Source organism: Rhizobium sp. NZLR10 (genome assembly GCF_019685125.1).
Taxonomy (GTDB): domain Bacteria; phylum Pseudomonadota; class Alphaproteobacteria; order Rhizobiales; family Rhizobiaceae; genus Rhizobium.
Window position 1 is genome coordinate 186,269 of the sequence record NZ_JABDWE010000008.1, and the last position, 15,711, is coordinate 201,979.

A 15,711-nucleotide genomic window follows, 5' to 3' on the forward strand; every position below is an offset into this window, starting at 1 on the left:
CAGACGCGTCAGCCAAGATGCAGCGAGGCTTGCTCGACGGAAGCCTTGTCATGGACGATCGCCATCAAGGCCTGCGTCATGCCGCCGGGATTCTTGTGTTGAATGACGTTGCGGCCATAGACGATGCCACGGGCGCCCTGCTCCATCAACTGCTTGGTGCGGGTCAGGATTTCCTGATCCGTAACGCGGCCGCCGCCGCGCACCAGCACCGGCAGGCCCTGGGCGATCTCGACCACACGGTGATATTCCTCGACATTGTCGCATGGGTCGGCCTTGATGATATCAGCGCCGAGTTCGGCCGCCTGGCGCACAAGCGGCAGGATCTTGTCGATCGCACCATCGACCATATAGGCGCCCTTGGAATTGTCCTGCATGACGAGCGGCTCGACCATCAGCGGCATGCCGTAGATCTCACATTGGCGCTTCAAGCTGTTCACATTGCGCACACAGGCACGATAGACTTCCGGCTGGTCCGGCAGCATCAAAAGATTGACGACGACACAGGCAGCATCCAAGGCAACGCCCTGTTCCACCGGCCTGTCGATCATTTCGGAAAACAATTGAGATGGCAGGGGATTGCCATAGATATTTGCGATGTCGGTGCGCAGCACCAGCGCCGGGCGATGCTTGCCGGGAATGGCCTGCAGAATGGGTGCGGTCCCCGGCGGAAGCTGAATGGCATCCGGCGCCGCCTGCGCGATCACCTCGATGGCTGTCTTCATATTCTCGATGCCGGCAAGGAATGTTCGTTCATTGAACATGCCGTGATCGATAGCGACGTCAAAACAATTTCCGGACACGCCGAAAAGTCGGTTCAACCGTGCGGACTTCATCAAGCTCCTCCCTGATATGGCAACGTTTCCACATTCAAATAAATCGGGCAGGAATGCGAGTCAACAAGATGTGGTAACGTTTCCATACCCGCTGATTATCGCGCCAGGCAGTTTTCCAATTCGGACGAGGCGCTGCTCGCGCCTCGTCCCGAAAGCGCTACCAGCAGGTGAACCCAGCATCGACGTTGACGATGGCGCCGGTCATCAGGCTGGCAGCGCCTGAGGCGAGGAAGAGGACCGCGCTTGCGACCTCCTCCGGCGTTCCCATCCTGCCCATCGGCGTGTCGGCGAGCCAGATTGGAATCCGCTCGCGATTGGCTTCGACGGCCACCACCATCGGTGTCTCGATGTAGGTGGGCGCGACGGCGTTTACCCTGATGCCATGCTGCGCCCATTCGGCGGCCAACGAGCGCGTGAGGTGATGGACTGCCGCCTTGGAGACGTTGTAGGCCGTCTGCGGCTGCGGCCGGTTGCAGATGTGCCCCGACATCGAGCCGAGGTTGACGATGGCGCCCCGCTTCATCGAGATCATGTGACGACCGAAGGCGCGCGAGCACCAGAAGACGCCGTTGAGATTGACGTCCATCATGCGCAGCCAATCGGCATCGGTGAGATCCTCCGCCGCGATGCCGTTCTGACCGATCCCGGCATTGTTGACGAGGATCGTCGCCGGCCGGGCTCCGCCGGCAAGCTCATTGGCGATTACATCCATTCGGCCGGCGTCGGTGACGTCGCCCACCCGGACTTCGATATCGTACCCCTTATCGCGCAACGCAAGCGCTTGCTGGGCGTCGGCCTCGCTGCGTTCGATGACGACGACAGCGGCGCCTGCCTCCGCCAGCGCCTCGGTGCAGCACAGCCCGATCGCACGCCCTCCCCCCGTGACCACCGCACGTTCACCGTCGAGGCGAAATTTCTCCTGGTAGCTCATATCAGGCTCCTTCAGATGTCGAATGCGCTTGGAAGTACCACGATATCGCGGATGGTGACGTTGCGCGGCCGGGTCAGCATGAAGATGATCGCGTCGGCGACCTCCTTGGGTTCGATCAAAGCTCCGGCCTCCTTGGCCTTGCGAAGATTTTCCTCCGGCCAATCCGCGAGCAAAGCGCTGATCACCGGCCCGGGAGACACCGACCCCACGCGAATGCCATTTTTCAGAAGCTGGCGTCGCATCGTCTGGACGAAGCAGGTCATCGCCCACTTCGATGACGAATATACCGGTTCCCATGGGATAGCCGAATGTCCAGCGACGGAGCTGGTGATGACAATGTCGCCAGTGCCCCGTTCGATCATGTGAGGAATGACATTGTGAACGTTCTTGATGACGACATTCACATTGAGATTGAGCATCCGATCTATGGTGTCGAGGTCAGTTTCGGTCAGGTCTCCGCCGATATAGGTCCCTGCATTGGCATGCAGAATATCGAGTTTGCCCGTCTTCGACAGGACACCCTCGAGCAGTCCCGCACACTCGTTCGGATTCAGCAGATTGATCACGAGCGGAATAGCGCGCTCGCCAAGCCGGCTGCAAACCGTCTCAAGGGCCTTCTCATCCCGGTCCACCAACACGACCGTCGCGCCTGCGGCGAGCATCGCCTCCGTCGAGGCCAATCCTATGCCGGACGCTGCGCCCGTGACCGCCGCGATCTTCCCGTTCAATTCCTGCATCGATTTCTCCTCCTGCTTGATCCTGATTGCTAATTCTTCCCGACGCCGCAGGCGGCGTGATAGTCGGCGAGACTGTTCATCACTCTCCAGATCAGAACCTCATCCGGATCGAGCGGCGCGTCTGCAAAATCCTGCGCGGCCGGCATATACTGCCAAAACAATGGCAGCGGGACGGATTGCCCTCGAAGGGCCCTGCACAGGCGCCGGACGGCATCTTGCGCTTCAGCCGACGCCCAATAATAGCGGATGCGGTCAGACAGCGAGTAATGCCGCAACCAACACATCTCGGCTTTTGTCCCGTGGTAATGGCGGCTCCAATTGCCCGGCTGATCGAGCATCAGCGCTTCCATCGCCGCATAGAGCGGACGCTGGCCGTAGTCGGGCAAGAGGTCCGAAGCGATCGCGTCGAGCGCGTAGAGCGCTTCACGCAGGACGAAGGTCAACTCGGGACCGACCTTCAGAATGGGGAACCCGTCCTTCACCAGCGCGGTCAACGGCCTAGTCCGCTGATAATCCGTCGAGTGGGCCTCGAACACAAATTGCGGCTCGTCGATGAGCACCGATTTCAGGCCGTCTATCTTGCTGCGGTCGTAGAAGATGACATTCTGATTGCCGAACTCGACGCCCGGCTGAACGACCAGCCCGATCGCCCGTCCAAACGCTTGCCCGAGGCCAGCCTCGGCAAAGATCCGGCGGTGGACTTCGATCGTCTTCAGCGCCGCCGCGGCGGCCGTCGGCTCGATCGTCGTCAGGGCATGGTCGGCCCCGCCTGGCGGCGGCACTTCGGTGCCGATGACGTAAACCGGCATTGCGCCGCCGGTGTTTTTGGCCGAAGCCTCGGCGACCGCGGCAAGCCGGGCGGCGCGATGGGCGGTGGTTTCGTCGTCAAGCGCCGTCGGCTCGCCCTTGCAGCCCATCGAGGCGTCGAGGTGAATTTTGCGGAATCCGGCGTCGACATAGGCGGCAACTATCTTCTCCGCCTCGGCCATGGCCTCTTCCGCCGGGCGGTCGCGCCAGGGATTGGGGCCGAGGTGATCGCCACCGAGAACGATCAGTTTTTCGGGGCAACCCTCCTCCGCCGCGATCGTCATGACGAGGGACGCGAAGTCGCTTGGCGTCATCCCGGTATAGCCGCCGAGATGATTGACCTGGTTGCAGGTCGCTTCGATCAGCACGGTGCTCTCCTGTTGCCGCCCGTGTCGGAGCGCAGCTCGAAGCACGATCGGATGGGCGGAGCACACGGAGGTCACGCCTCTCGGGTGGCCTTCGATCCTCTGCCTGGCCAGTTCGTTGAGATGCACCTGCATTACCGCCGCCTTTCCGTTGAAGCGATAAACGCATCGAGTTCTGAGCGGCTGCCGGCGCCTTCCATCGGACCCAGCACCATGACGTTGCGGGCGCCGGCGGCCGAGGCATAGGTCAGAGCCTGCTGCGGAGACATTCCGAGCCGCCGGCAGGTGAGATAGGCACCGCCGAAGCAGTCGCCGGCGCCCGTAGGGTCGACCTCCCGAACGACAAAGGCCGGAGCATCGACGCGGTCTCCCTGGCTGCCGAAGTAGGTCGCGCCGTCGGCTCCGCGCTTCAGCACGATCTCCTTGACGCCAATCTCGAACAGGCGCCCGATCGCTTCTGCCTCGCCTTCGACACCTGCGGCACGCTCGAGCTCCTCTCCGGAAGGCAGAAGCAGATCGGCGGCGGCGACAAGCTTGGAAAACCGGCGCTCGGTGTCCTCGTCCAGCTTCAGCTCTTTGCGAAGGTTCGGATCCACCGACAGCGTTCCCCCGCGCGCCTTGACGATGTCGACCGCCTTGTCGATCACCGCGCGCGCACTCGGAACCGACAGGGCGGAGCCCATCACGTGAAGATGTCCGCTCCGGTCAATGAGATTGCCGACCAATTCAGACCAGCCGAAGCGCGCGGCGGCCGAGGTGGCGATGTTGTAGACGAAATCTCTGGAGCCATCCTTCCGGTAACGAACGAAGGCGCTTCCCGTCGGATAGTCCGGATCAATCGAGATCGCCGAAACATCGACGCCGTCGCGTTTGAGGCGATCGGTATTGACGCAGCCGAAATCGTCATCGCCGACGGCGCCCACCATTGCCGCCTTACCGCCGAGGCGGCCGCACTGCGAAATGAAGATCGCCGGCGCTCCGCTCGCAAACGGACCGACGAGCGGCTGGGCTTCGAGGAACCCGTCTCCAACCGTCGTGGCGACGATCTCCACGAGGATCTCCCCCACGCAAACCGTGGGACCAAGCGCGTCCGGAGCCAGTATTGAAGCCATTTGCAATCCTGCTTTCGATCCCTGTTGTCGTTAACTCATCGCCGATGGGACCGGCACACCGTCCTCGCTGCCGAACTCCTCGCTTTCCAGCGACAGAAAGCGCCGGTGCAACATGCATGCCGCCCCGAAGGCCGAACGAAACTCCGCATCATCGTCCACGACGATCTCCGGCGTGGGGAAAGCGATGTTCTGGCCTTCCGACATATGGACCGCTACGCGGGCAGCCACCATCGGGTAGAGGGATGCAACGGAGCCGCCGAGTACGATCCTGTCCGGGTCGAGCAGACGACAGGCCTGCAGCAATGCATATGCGAGATGGCGCGACCAGGTTTCGGCGATATTGACCGCGGCCGGGACGCGATCACGAACGCCGCCAAGGAAATCCTGCAGATCCGCGTCGTCGCGTCCAATAGCCTCGCGATACTGCTTGATGAGCACCTCGCGACCGATCAGTTGTTCAAGCTTCTGACCGCCGCTTCCCGGCACCAGGGTGTGGCCGATTTCTCCCGCCAGACCGTGGCCGCCACGAAACAGCTTGCCATCGATCATGATGCCGCCGCCGACGCCCGTTTCCATCAGCAGAAACAGGGTCACCCCTGCGACGCCGTGACGATAGCTGTCGCCGATCGCAAACGCATTGGCATCGTTTTCGACCGCGATCGGCACGGCGGCCGGGAAGGCTGACCGGGCAATCTCTTTCAACGGCACGTCTCGCCAGCCGATGATCGGCGCCAGCGTGACAAACCCATCCGGACGGACGTGGGACGGCGTCGATAGGCCCAAGCCTTTGCACCTGTCGATCATCCTCTTAGCCATTGCGCCGATAATCAGTTCGATACCCTGCGCCACGGCCTCCTCCACCGTCGAAGACGGTGTGTCGAACGCCATTTTCCGACATGCCCGAACCTCGGCGGAGAGGTCGACAACCACAGCCGATATATGTTCGACGCCGATCTCGATCCCGACGAAGAATGCAGCATCCGGAACCAGTTCGAGCATGATACCGGGACGACCGGCACGGGAATGCTCCAGGCGCTGCTTGCCGCTCTCCTCCGACTCCTGAACGAATCCGCCCTCCGTCAGTTCGGCGACGATCTCTCCCGAGGATGAGCGGTTCATGCCGAGCTTGCGGGCGAGGTCGGCCCGGCTGAGGCTTCGGTGGGCGTAAATCGTCTGCAAGGCGGCGACGATATTGTTCTGCCGGATCCTGCGCGGCGAACTTCCGATGGAGACGGTGTCGTTCATATTTCAGTTCCCTCCAAGTCGCCCAACCCTTACACGACTGGAACAGGCTGTCAGAAGGATATTCAGGGCCGCGCGCTTGTGGCGCGGCGACGCTTGGCCTCGTCATATTTCAGCTCGATGTAGCGCTTCGCGTGCGCCGCAAGCAAATCATTATCCTCCCAGGTATCGCGCCAGATCGCGCAGGCGAGCGACAGGCCTTCATCGACAACCGTCGTCGAGAAGCTCTCGAACACGACGTCGCCGTTGTAACCGATGTCGAGCAGCGCGTCGAAGATCAGATCGAAGTTGATGACGCCGTCTCCGAGATAGCCGCGATTGCTTTCGCCGATGTGGAAGTAACCGATCTTATCGCCGGCAAGACGGATCGCGGCGGCCGGATTGGCTTCTTCGATGTTCATGTGGAACGTGTCGAGATGGAGACGGACATGCTGCGATCCTGTCTCGGAGATGAACTTGAGCCCTTGCGCCGTGGTATTCAGCAGGTTCGTCTCGAACCGGTTGACTACCTCCAGCACCAGGTCGACGTTCGCCTGCCTGGCGACTTCGCCGGTCGCGGCGATCGCGGCGACGCTGTTGTCCCAGCCCTTCTTCGTCGGCTGGCGATTGTACTTGGTGTGCGCGGAATAAAGAATCCCGCCGAGCTTGTTGCCGCCGATATCGCGGACCGCACGAACGGCGTCGGCCAGCGTCTGCTTGCCGGCGGACACCGCAGAAGCATCCTCGCTCGATACGTCTTTGTCGAGCGGCAGGCCCATGGTCACGCCAATCTCCAGATCGAGAGATTGTGCAAGCTTTGCCAGTCGATCGAGATTGAATTTCTCGGGGCGCAGATAGGCAAATTCGATGGTGCGATATCCGTGTTCCGCCGTCTTGTTGAGGGCCATTTCCAGGCCTTCCTGCGTTTGGCCGCCTGTCCATACAAATGAATGGATACCCAATCGACGCATAGGTTTTTCCTCCACGATATGCCAGTGATTTCGCCCAGTGCTATGCCATTTAGTTTGGCAAGACAACAAATAAATTTCGACACGCTCCTTTTATTGCCTCGCAAAATTACTTTGCAATGCAGCATTTTATGCCCATTGCCATCGCCTCACATTCGCTGGGGAAATTTGTTCCTGCGAAAATCAATGGGATAGACCATCTATTTGCATGGTTAGACAACAAATGTTGCGCTGTCAGTTTTTTTGGCCTACACAAAGCACCGGCGAAATGATCTCGCTGCTATCTGGGAGGATTGGAAATGCACTATGCTTTGAAGGCTAGCGCGCTTGCGCTGACGCTCGGCCTCGCGACGACCGCTTCGCCGGCCTGGGCTGACTTCTGGTCCGACGCCGGCGCAAAATTCAAGGGTGTGACACTGCACGGCGTCACCGAAAGCACCCCGCCATCGAACTACATCAAGAACGTGCTCGCTCCGGAATTCGAAAAGAAGACCGGCATCAAGGTCGAAATCGAGACGACGTCCTGGGATCAGATGTACGACAAGGCCATCAAGGACATGGAAGCCAAGACCGGCATCTATGACATGGTCTATATCGAGCAGGACATCATCTACTCCTATCTGGCCAGGAATTTCCTCGTCGACATCACCAAGACGCTGAAGGATCAGCCGGATCTGAAGGCGCCGACCTACGACGACTCGAATTTCACCAGCTTCTCCGACTACTTCAAGGATGCGAGTGGCGATCTCTTCGGCACTCCGATGGAAGCTTTTCTGAAGACATATCTCTATCGCAAGGACCTTTTCGACGATCCGAAGATCAAGGAGGCCTTCAAGAAGGAAACCGGCAAGGACCTGAAGCCGGCGACCACACACGAGGAATACACTCAGATCGCCGAATTCTTCACGAAGTACGGCAAGGACAATGGCATGGAGCTCTGGGGCACGACCGCTCAAGCCCATACGGGCCATCCGGCGTCGTGGTATGAATTCTTCGAGTCCATCGTACCGACGTTCGGCGTCTACAATTGGGGCATCGACGCCAAGAACAACTATGCGGCGACGGTCGAACACGGCGGCACGATGAACGGCGACAAGGCGAAGGCCGCGTTGAAGTATTGGCTGCACCTGCGCGACATCGCTCCGCCTGAATCGACGCAGTCGACCTGGACGGAAACCGCAACGACCTTCGCCGCCGGCCGTGTCGCCCAGGGGCTCATCTACGGTGAGAATGCTGCGTGGATTGCAAGCGATCCCGCGCAGTCGAAGGTTGTGGGACAGGTCGGATTCGCTCTGCCGCCGCTCGAGCCAGGCGTGTTGGACGATGCGAAAGCCGGAAAGGGCTACATCGGCTACTACGATGGCGGCGCCTTCGGCGTGCCGATCACGTCGAAGAACAAGGAAGCATCGCTGCTGTTCCTCGAATTCATCGGCCAGAACGAAGTGCAGCCCGACTGGGCCATCGCCGCACCACGCATCACCAACAAGGCGACGTTCGACGATCCGAAGGTGAAGGAGATGGATATCAAGCTCGGCGGCTTCTACACGATGCTGAAGGACGAGGGCAAACTCTTCGCCGGCGCTCCTCCCTACCCCTTCCATGCGCAGGTGCGTGAAGCGACCGCTCCGATCTTCTACGACATCCTGACCGGCAAGATCGCTCCCGATGAAGGCCTCGACCAGATGGCGGCCAAGGCCGAAGAGGAACTGACATCGCTCGGCTATCGCAAATAAACATCCTCCCCAACTGACGGGTCGTGTCCTACGACCCGTCATCTTTCGCTCCGGGATGGGGCGGACGTCGACACAACGTTCATGGGGGATAGGCGATGCATTCACAGAAGCTCGGGTGGCTGTTGCTGTCACCGACCATCGTGATCCTGGGGCTGTTCGGGATCTTTCCGTTCATCTACGTCCTCTGGGTCTCGTTCCATGCATGGAACCCGTTCGCAGCCAACCCGGGCATGGTCTTCAACTGGGCTGACAACTATCGGCGGCTCGTCTTCGATCCCCAATTCCTGGCCTCGCTCGGCATCACCCTCACATTCGTCTTCTTCGCGGTCGTGTCGGAGCTGGTCCTTGGCTACATCCTCGCCCAGGCGCTGCTGAAGGACTTTCCTGGGAAAGCGGTGTTTCGCACGATCCACACCCTGCCGCTGATCATGGCGCCGATCATCGTCGGTTCCGTCTGGAAGCTGATGACCACACCGTCCATCGGCATCATTCCCTATCTTCTCAGGAGTTGGTTCGGCTACGATCTGAACATCGGCCAGAGTGCTGCCGCGGCCTTCACCGTCACGGTGATCATGGACATCTGGCACTGGACGCCGCTCGTCACCCTCTCGCTGATCGCCGCACTGGTCTCGCTTCCGTCAGACCCGTTCGAGCAGGCGCAGATTGACGGCGCGGGCAAGAGCCAGATCTTCTGGCACATAACGCTCCCCTTGATCCGCCCGGCCCTGCTCGCCACGGTGTTCATTAGGCTGATGGACGCGCTACGCACCGTCGACGAAGTGCTGATGCTGACCGGAGGCGGCCCGGGTTCATCGACACGCTACATCGGTGTCCATATCTTCAAGGAAGTCTTCCCCAAGACGAATTACGGCTACGGTTCGGCGATCTCCGTCATCGTCCTATACCTGACGATCGTCGTCTGCTGGCTGCTCTACGTCGGCTTGATTGCGCCCCGCGTGAAGAGAGGTTGACGCGATGAAGACCCAGAACCCCTGGCTTCCGGTCGTACTTTGGACTTTGATAAGCCTAGCGACCCTTTTCCCGATCTACTGGCTGTTCGTCATATCGGTGAAACAGCCCTTCGATCTGTTCTCGACGCCCGATGTTATTCTCCGCAGCTTCTTCTGGAAGAACTACCAGGACGTGCTCACAAATCCGACCTTGCGCGGATACATGCTGAACTCGATGATCATTTCGTCAGGCAACGCGCTGCTCGTCACGACGCTCGGCTTTTTTGCCTGCTACGCGCTGACACGCTTCGACCTCGCCGGCAAGGAGAGCATCTTCTTCTGGACGATCACCAACCGCATGGCGCCTCCGGCGGTCTTCCTCCTGCCACTTTTCCTGCTGTTGACGCAGGTCTACAGGATCGGCGACTTCTCGCTCGCCGATTCCCGGCTGGGCATGATCCTGGTCTACTGCTCCTTCAACCTTCCCTTCGCCATCTGGACGCTACGCCCGACCGTAGAGGGAATTCCGAAGGAGTTGGACGAGGCGGCCTATATGGATGGCGCCAGCCCATGGACCGTCCTCTACGACATCGTCTTTCCTTTGGCGCGGCCCGGACTTGCAGTGACGCTGATCCTGACCTGGGTATTTGCGTGGAACGAATACCTGCTCGCTGCGACGCTCACCAACTTCAATGCGCGGACACTGACCACCGGCCTGTCGGAATACGTGACGACCACGGGGACGGCCTGGGGCATCATGGCCGCGATCTCAATGCTGACACTGGTTCCGGCGCTCATCGTCTTTTCGGTGGTGCAACGTCACATCGTTGCCGGCCTGACCTTCGGCGCAGTGAAAGGATGAAGCAATGACGTCTCAATCAGGAAATAACGAACGCAAGCCGGGATTTCTGCCGATCGAAACGAACTGGTTCGACCGGCTCTTCATCTCGGTGGTGCTCTGGGTCGCGCTCTCGCTGTTCTGGATGCGGTTCATCGAGCCGTTCGGGCTTTCGGTATGGTTCGCGGCGGCAATCGCGGCAGTCCTCGGCGTCTACGTCGTCTGGAAGGGATGAGCCGATGAGTAACACCACAGAGACACAAGCCGCGCTGCTTTAGGGAGGAACGACATTGGCAAACGTACAGGTAAGCGACGTCACCAAAAAGTATGGCGCGCTTCAGGTCATGCACGGCGTCAGCGTCGACATCGAGGACGGCGAATTCGTCGTGCTGGTCGGGCCCTCCGGATGCGGCAAGTCTACCCTGCTGCGGATGATCGCCGGTCTCGAGACCGTCAGCAGCGGTGACATCCGGATCGGCGGCCGTGTCGTCACCAACGCTCCTCCGAAGGAGCGCGACATCGCGATGGTCTTCCAGAGCTACGCGCTCTACCCCCATAAGACCGTCGCCGAGAACATGGGCTTTCCGCTGAAGATGGCCAAGCGCCCCAAGGCGGAGATCGACGAGAAGGTCGGCAGGGCGGCCGAGATCCTCGACCTGACGCGTTATCTCGACCGCTATCCGAAGCAATTGTCGGGTGGGCAGCGTCAACGCGTGGCGATGGGCCGTGCCATCGTCCGCGATCCGAAGGTCTTCCTGTTCGACGAGCCGTTGTCGAACCTCGACGCCAAACTTCGCGTCACCATGCGCGTCGAGATCAAGGAGCTTCACCAGCGGCTGAAGACCACCACCGTCTACGTCACCCACGATCAGATCGAGGCGATGACGATGGCCAACAAGATCGTGGTGATGCGCGACGGCAGGGTCGAGCAGATCGGCAAGCCGCTCGATCTTTACGACTTCCCGGTCAACCTCTTCGTCGCCGGCTTCATCGGCAGCCCATCGATGAATCTTCTTCAGGGCCGCGTCGCCACCCGCGACGGCAGGAAGTTTGTCGTCACCGACCAAGGTGTCGCCCTTCCCATGGAAAACACCAAGGTGGATGAAGGAAGGGCCGTGACCTACGGCATCCGACCGGAGCATATCACCATCGGCGACGACGGCGTTCCGGTAGAGGTATCGGTGTTCGAGCCCACGGGTTCGGAGACATTGATCTTCGGCCGCGTCGGAGGCGTGCCCATCGACGCGTTGATCCGCGAGCGCATCGAGGTAGATCCCGGACGGACGATGTACTTCCACATCGATCCCCGACGTGCACATATCTTCGATCGGGAAACGGGCCAGAGACTGTGAGGGAGACCACCATGGACTTCAAAGGAAAAACCGTCATCGTTACCGGTGCCGGAAAAGGCATCGGACGCGAAATTGCGAGGATGCTCATCGAGCGTGGTGCTGAGGTCGTCGCTCTGACCCGCAGTGCGAGCGACGTCGACCTGCTGCGAGAGGAACCCGGCTGCCGCGCCATACAGGTCGATCTCGCGGACGCCGATGCGACCAGGGAGGCGGCGATCGCGGCCCTTCCGGCAGATTTCCTCGTCAACTGCGCCGGCACAACCGAACTGCAGCCTTTCCTGGATACGACAGTCGAAGCATTCGACCGTCTTGTTGCGGTCAACACGCGTGCTCCGATGATCGTGGCGCAGGAATATGCTCGTTCGCTGATTAAGGAGGGCCGCAAGGGCGCCATCGTCAATGTCTCATCGATCGCGTCGTTTATCGGCATCCCCGACCACGCTGCATATTGTGCGTCGAAGGGTGGATTGGACGGCTTGACGCGTGTCATGGCAAAGGAACTTGGGCCGCACGGCATACGCGCGAACGGCGTCCACCCAACGGTGACGCTGACGCCAATGGCGGTGAAGGCATGGAGCGATCCCGACAAGGCCGCCGGGATGAAGCAGCGAATTCCCGTCGGCCGCTTCGCCGAGCCGAGCGATATTGCCGACGTCGTTCTTTTCCTGCTCTCAGATCAGGCTGCGATGGTGAACGGGATATCGATGCCGGTGGACGGCGGCTTCATGATTGCGTGACGTCGACGGCGCCGCGCGTCTTTTCAGGGATCTACTGCACCAATCGGCGCAACTGGTCCTGATCAACAAAATGATCTGTCACGCCGGCCTCTTTATCCGGATGACTGAAAACAAGACCGTCGGAATCCTCAAGCTCCAGGGCTTGCTCCGTATTCATAATCCCGAGCGGCTGGCGCTCATACTCGGACTCGAGCGCCGCCTCGACGATGGCTTTCTTCTTGCGCATATTCATGTCCTCCGTTGCTCAATGGATAACGGATGGCCGGACTCGCAGTTCCCATTAGGGATTCACGATATAAGACCGGGTGAAACGAACGCTCGCATACACCACGGCCGCCGCGCGGGCGGTGGTGTTTCCCTGGTGTAGACGCTTTCGTTGAGACAGCTCCCGGTACTGGCGACACTGCCTAATTCGGCAAGGCGTCACGCCCGTCGGCGGCTCTTTGAACCAAACGGGCAACCACTTCAGTGCGGTTCTGCGCCTGCAGCTTGCGCATGATGTGTTGCACATGCATCTTTACCGTATGCCCCGACAAATTGAGTTTTCCTGCAATTACCTTATTTGAGCATCCACATTGCAACTCTGCGAGGACATCCGCTTCGCGAGGAGTGAAATCGGCAATCGCCAAGTACTGCGTCCTATCATCCAATCTTTTTTCAGCCTCGTTTCTGGCCGGACTATGTTCGTTTGAGCCGTTTGTGACCGCTCCCAAAAGCTGCGGGAAAAAGGTTCCTCCTGCCAGAACGAGACCAAGACCGGCAAGGGCAATGTCAACGGGAAGTGAAGTCGAGAAAAAGCCGCGGATGCCCACCTTGAGCGCTTGACGCGCTATGATGGCGTCATCCGTACCTGAGAGCAACGTGATAGGAGCCTCAGGAAAACGTGCCGTAATCGCCGCGAGGTCATCACGCAGGCTGGAGCTCTCAACACCTCTTCCGGCCAGATCCAATGCAATCAAACGCACCTCGGCTCCAAGTGCTCGATCGAGACTCTCGGTCGAGATCAAATCGATAAAGTTCCAGCCGGCGAGTTCACGCTCAAGAAGCTTCACTACGGTCGTGCGCGCCAGTGTAGAATGCCCAACGATGATCACAGTTGGTGCATTGCGCCCCATACGGCGCTTAATTCCAGCACTGTCGGACACTTGCGTGCTCCCCAGAATATTTGCAACCAACAGGCATTCATACTATGCCTGTTCTCACTACATGTCATGATAAAAAGAGAGTCTATTGTCGATATCGATAGTCAGATCTCTCATGATAATTCTTATAGCTAAGGTTTCAGCGAGAGATGACTGGGCCCTGCAGAGCACATTGAAGAGCTTGTTCATGATGACATGCAGATTCGACTTGTCGCTTCAGACTTACCGGTCTTCTCCGAGTTCACGTACGGCAAGCAGGTCAACAGAGCTTTCAAAGGCACTGAAAAGGCAACGTATATAATGAAGATCAATTCAGAAAAGATCTACTTGATATAACTAGATTCCGATCATCTTGGCTTTGTTACCATATCTCAATTCAAAATTGTCGCAGACCCGACAGCAAAACAGCAAACGCGAAAAGCAACAGACGGACAAGATCACCGACTACCCATTATGATTACTAAATGATTCGGCTCTATCGATGCATTATTACCCAGTTGGGCATTGTTTTCACTTAGGCAGCATCGCGCCGGCACCAGCCAGATGCCGGACAGAGGTCACGGCCTCTGACGGCCGAATCGGCGACAATGCGGATGCGATCATGGTGGATTGTTCGGCATCCCAGTGAGCCGGCCGTTCGGGGGTCATGTCGGATGCAGGTGGGGAGCTATCCGCTAGCGAGCATGTCGCGCAAAAAGTTTTGCGATAACGACATGCGTAAAACCAACGACCTCAAGCGCGAGGAGCGAAACTGAAAGATCGCGGCGCTCTAGCCATGCATGAAGCTCAGAATGTCGTCTACCAGAGCGGAATGGGCGTCGGTGAGGTTACCGTCTCCGCCGTGGCCTGCGATGCCGGCCAATTGAAGCGCATGCTGATCATAGAGAACATGATCGATCTGTTGGGCGTCCGCCGTCCCACCGGCGGGAACGGCAATGTTGATGGGATGGAAATAGCCGACATTGACGTCGACCATGCTGCCGGTTGACGATCCGTCGCCGCCACCGCCACCCGCATGGTTGCCGGTGAAGATCGTGTCCGACGACAGGTTGAAGCCACCGCCGTTGCCGCCGATGCCGGCGATCTGCACAGTGCCCTGATCGAAAATGACATTGTTTGTCTGATGAGCCTCCGCCGAGCCGCCTGCGGCGCCGATGGCGATGTTGATCGGCGAGAAGATGGCTATACTTATGTCGACCATGCTGCCGACGAAATATCCATCGCCGCCGTGGCCCGCATAAAAGTCGCCGGTCAATGTCAGCGCCGTTCCCGGGCTCATCGACGAGCCATGGCTCGCGACGTTATGGTCTCCGCCCGAGCCGCCCATGCCGCCGATCTGGGTTGCGCCCTGCAGAAACAAAGCATTGTTCGATTGCTCGGCGTGCGCCTCCGCGCCAGGGCCCGCAGCCACAGCGGTATTCACGGGGGCAAACAGCGCGACTTCGGTGCTTACGAGTCCACCGTAGAAGACGCCATCTCCCCCAGTGCCGGCATGATTGGCGCCATCGCCGCTGCCCACGGCAACATTGCCGCTTCCGCCATTCCCGCCTATCCCGGCCATTTCGGTGGGATGCTGATTGATGAGCGCATCGTTGCCCTGGAAAGCGTCGGCGCTCGAATGAGGTCCCGCAATAGCGGCATTGGACGGCATGAAGACGGCCAATGCGTTGCTGCTGATCACGCCTTCGCTTATCCCGTCACCGCCGCTGCCGGCTGAATTGGAGCTCGAACCGGAAGCAACATCCAATGGAAGCCAGGTCGGCACCAGCGCCAGATGCCCCGCGGCCAGACTGGAGGCGAGGTTTTGATCGGTGCCCGCTTTGGGCGAATCTTCCAAGAAGGGACGAATTTCCGTCATTGCCGTCTCCATCCGCGGTCAACCGCACGTCCGCCAAGCGTGTCGCGCATGTAGCCTGAATTATTCAGCCATTGTGCCTCTGAAGTTAAGAAAAGCAGAGCCTGCAATTCGTCTACATCCCGTCGGC

The 15,711-nt window shown here is 59.5% G+C and carries 16 protein-coding genes; 6 read left to right on the forward strand and 10 right to left on the reverse strand.

The genetic code is table 11. The annotated features are described in order from the left end of the window. Positions 1–8 precede the first annotated feature (8 nt). From HJB82_RS14505 to HJB82_RS14535, 7 genes are all read right to left on the reverse strand, one after another. Positions 9–833: a class I fructose-bisphosphate aldolase gene (locus HJB82_RS14505; protein ID WP_221140329.1), complete on the reverse strand. Its 825-nt coding sequence runs from the start codon at positions 831–833 to the stop codon at positions 9–11. A gap of 157 nt (positions 834–990) precedes the next feature. Further along, a complete protein-coding gene (locus HJB82_RS14510) occupies positions 991–1,764 on the reverse strand; it encodes an SDR family NAD(P)-dependent oxidoreductase (RefSeq protein WP_207582886.1) in 774 nt (257 codons plus the stop codon). Between the two features lie 11 nt (positions 1,765–1,775). Beyond that, entirely contained in the window at positions 1,776–2,501 is a 726-nt protein-coding gene (locus tag HJB82_RS14515; protein WP_207582885.1) for an SDR family oxidoreductase, read from the reverse strand. A gap of 29 nt (positions 2,502–2,530) precedes the next feature. Then, positions 2,531–3,808 carry a D-tagatose-bisphosphate aldolase, class II, non-catalytic subunit gene (locus HJB82_RS14520; RefSeq protein WP_221140341.1) on the reverse strand — a complete coding sequence of 426 codons (1,278 nt, stop codon included), beginning with the start codon at positions 3,806–3,808 and terminating at the stop codon, positions 2,531–2,533. Beyond that, on the reverse strand, positions 3,808–4,785 hold the full coding sequence (locus HJB82_RS14525; RefSeq protein WP_207582883.1) for a sugar kinase: 978 nt from the start codon (positions 4,783–4,785) through the stop codon (positions 3,808–3,810). Before HJB82_RS14525 ends, HJB82_RS14520 begins: the two co-directional genes overlap by 1 nt. Positions 4,786–4,815: 30 nt before the next feature. Next, on the reverse strand, positions 4,816–6,030 hold the full coding sequence (locus HJB82_RS14530; protein ID WP_207582882.1) for an ROK family transcriptional regulator: 1,215 nt from the start codon (positions 6,028–6,030) through the stop codon (positions 4,816–4,818). A 62-nt stretch (positions 6,031–6,092) separates the two neighbouring features. Then, positions 6,093–6,977, reverse strand: coding sequence for a sugar phosphate isomerase/epimerase (locus tag HJB82_RS14535; protein ID WP_221116111.1), 885 nt, complete (start codon positions 6,975–6,977; stop codon positions 6,093–6,095). Between the two features lie 296 nt (positions 6,978–7,273). Here HJB82_RS14535 and HJB82_RS14540 point away from each other — a divergent pair, with 296 nt between their 5' ends. The 6 genes from HJB82_RS14540 to HJB82_RS14565 all read left to right on the forward strand — a co-directional run bounded on the left by HJB82_RS14540 (position 7,274) and on the right by HJB82_RS14565 (position 12,584). Next, a complete protein-coding gene (locus HJB82_RS14540) occupies positions 7,274–8,707 on the forward strand; it encodes an extracellular solute-binding protein (RefSeq protein ID WP_207582880.1) in 1,434 nt (477 codons plus the stop codon). Positions 8,708–8,802: 95 nt separating this feature from the next. Next, entirely contained in the window at positions 8,803–9,678 is an 876-nt protein-coding gene (locus HJB82_RS14545; RefSeq protein WP_007633420.1) for a carbohydrate ABC transporter permease, read from the forward strand. A 4-nt stretch (positions 9,679–9,682) separates the two neighbouring features. Next, positions 9,683–10,519 carry a carbohydrate ABC transporter permease gene (locus HJB82_RS14550; RefSeq protein ID WP_207582879.1) on the forward strand — a complete coding sequence of 279 codons (837 nt, stop codon included), beginning with the start codon at positions 9,683–9,685 and terminating at the stop codon, positions 10,517–10,519. A gap of 4 nt (positions 10,520–10,523) precedes the next feature. Beyond that, positions 10,524–10,730, forward strand: coding sequence for a DUF2160 family membrane protein (locus HJB82_RS14555; RefSeq protein ID WP_221116112.1), 207 nt, complete (start codon positions 10,524–10,526; stop codon positions 10,728–10,730). Positions 10,731–10,785: 55 nt separating this feature from the next. Then, positions 10,786–11,847: an ABC transporter ATP-binding protein gene (locus HJB82_RS14560; RefSeq protein WP_207582877.1), complete on the forward strand. Its 1,062-nt coding sequence runs from the start codon at positions 10,786–10,788 to the stop codon at positions 11,845–11,847. A gap of 11 nt (positions 11,848–11,858) precedes the next feature. Continuing rightward, positions 11,859–12,584 (forward strand): SDR family oxidoreductase, encoded by a 726-nt coding sequence (locus HJB82_RS14565; RefSeq protein WP_221116113.1) that lies wholly within the window; start codon positions 11,859–11,861, stop codon positions 12,582–12,584. A 31-nt stretch (positions 12,585–12,615) separates the two neighbouring features. On the opposite strand, the gene HJB82_RS14570 is transcribed toward HJB82_RS14565, so the two are convergent. From HJB82_RS14570 to HJB82_RS14580, 3 genes are all read right to left on the reverse strand, one after another. Then, positions 12,616–12,816 (reverse strand): hypothetical protein, encoded by a 201-nt coding sequence (locus HJB82_RS14570; protein WP_207582875.1) that lies wholly within the window; start codon positions 12,814–12,816, stop codon positions 12,616–12,618. Positions 12,817–12,991: 175 nt separating this feature from the next. Continuing rightward, positions 12,992–13,699, reverse strand: a complete 708-nt coding sequence (locus tag HJB82_RS14575) for a response regulator transcription factor (protein ID WP_221116146.1) — start codon at positions 13,697–13,699, stop codon at positions 12,992–12,994. 796 nt (positions 13,700–14,495) lie between these two features. Next, positions 14,496–15,584 (reverse strand): hypothetical protein, encoded by a 1,089-nt coding sequence (locus HJB82_RS14580; RefSeq protein WP_221116114.1) that lies wholly within the window; start codon positions 15,582–15,584, stop codon positions 14,496–14,498. Between the last annotated feature and the right edge of the window lie 127 nt (positions 15,585–15,711).

What these genes read in the sequence shown, in the direction of transcription:
- HJB82_RS14510 (WP_207582886.1), bottom strand. Translation starts at nt 1,764, where the DNA reads ATGAGCTACCAGGAGAAATTTCGCCTCGACGGTGAACGTGCGGTGGTC.
- HJB82_RS14580 (WP_221116114.1), bottom strand. Translation starts at nt 15,584, where the DNA reads ATGACGGAAATTCGTCCCTTCTTGGAAGATTCGCCCAAAGCGGGCACC.
- HJB82_RS14545 (WP_007633420.1), top strand. Translation starts at nt 8,803, where the DNA reads ATGCATTCACAGAAGCTCGGGTGGCTGTTGCTGTCACCGACCATCGTG.
- HJB82_RS14540 (WP_207582880.1), top strand. Translation starts at nt 7,274, where the DNA reads ATGCACTATGCTTTGAAGGCTAGCGCGCTTGCGCTGACGCTCGGCCTC.
- HJB82_RS14550 (WP_207582879.1), top strand. Translation starts at nt 9,683, where the DNA reads ATGAAGACCCAGAACCCCTGGCTTCCGGTCGTACTTTGGACTTTGATA.
- HJB82_RS14515 (WP_207582885.1), bottom strand. Translation starts at nt 2,501, where the DNA reads ATGCAGGAATTGAACGGGAAGATCGCGGCGGTCACGGGCGCAGCGTCC.
- HJB82_RS14530 (WP_207582882.1), bottom strand. Translation starts at nt 6,030, where the DNA reads ATGAACGACACCGTCTCCATCGGAAGTTCGCCGCGCAGGATCCGGCAG.
- HJB82_RS14575 (WP_221116146.1), bottom strand. Translation starts at nt 13,699, where the DNA reads ATGGGGCGCAATGCACCAACTGTGATCATCGTTGGGCATTCTACACTG.
- HJB82_RS14535 (WP_221116111.1), bottom strand. Translation starts at nt 6,977, where the DNA reads ATGCGTCGATTGGGTATCCATTCATTTGTATGGACAGGCGGCCAAACG.
- HJB82_RS14520 (WP_221140341.1), bottom strand. Translation starts at nt 3,808, where the DNA reads ATGCAGGTGCATCTCAACGAACTGGCCAGGCAGAGGATCGAAGGCCAC.
- HJB82_RS14570 (WP_207582875.1), bottom strand. Translation starts at nt 12,816, where the DNA reads ATGAATATGCGCAAGAAGAAAGCCATCGTCGAGGCGGCGCTCGAGTCC.
- HJB82_RS14555 (WP_221116112.1), top strand. Translation starts at nt 10,524, where the DNA reads ATGACGTCTCAATCAGGAAATAACGAACGCAAGCCGGGATTTCTGCCG.
- HJB82_RS14525 (WP_207582883.1), bottom strand. Translation starts at nt 4,785, where the DNA reads ATGGCTTCAATACTGGCTCCGGACGCGCTTGGTCCCACGGTTTGCGTG.
- HJB82_RS14565 (WP_221116113.1), top strand. Translation starts at nt 11,859, where the DNA reads ATGGACTTCAAAGGAAAAACCGTCATCGTTACCGGTGCCGGAAAAGGC.
- HJB82_RS14505 (WP_221140329.1), bottom strand. Translation starts at nt 833, where the DNA reads ATGAAGTCCGCACGGTTGAACCGACTTTTCGGCGTGTCCGGAAATTGT.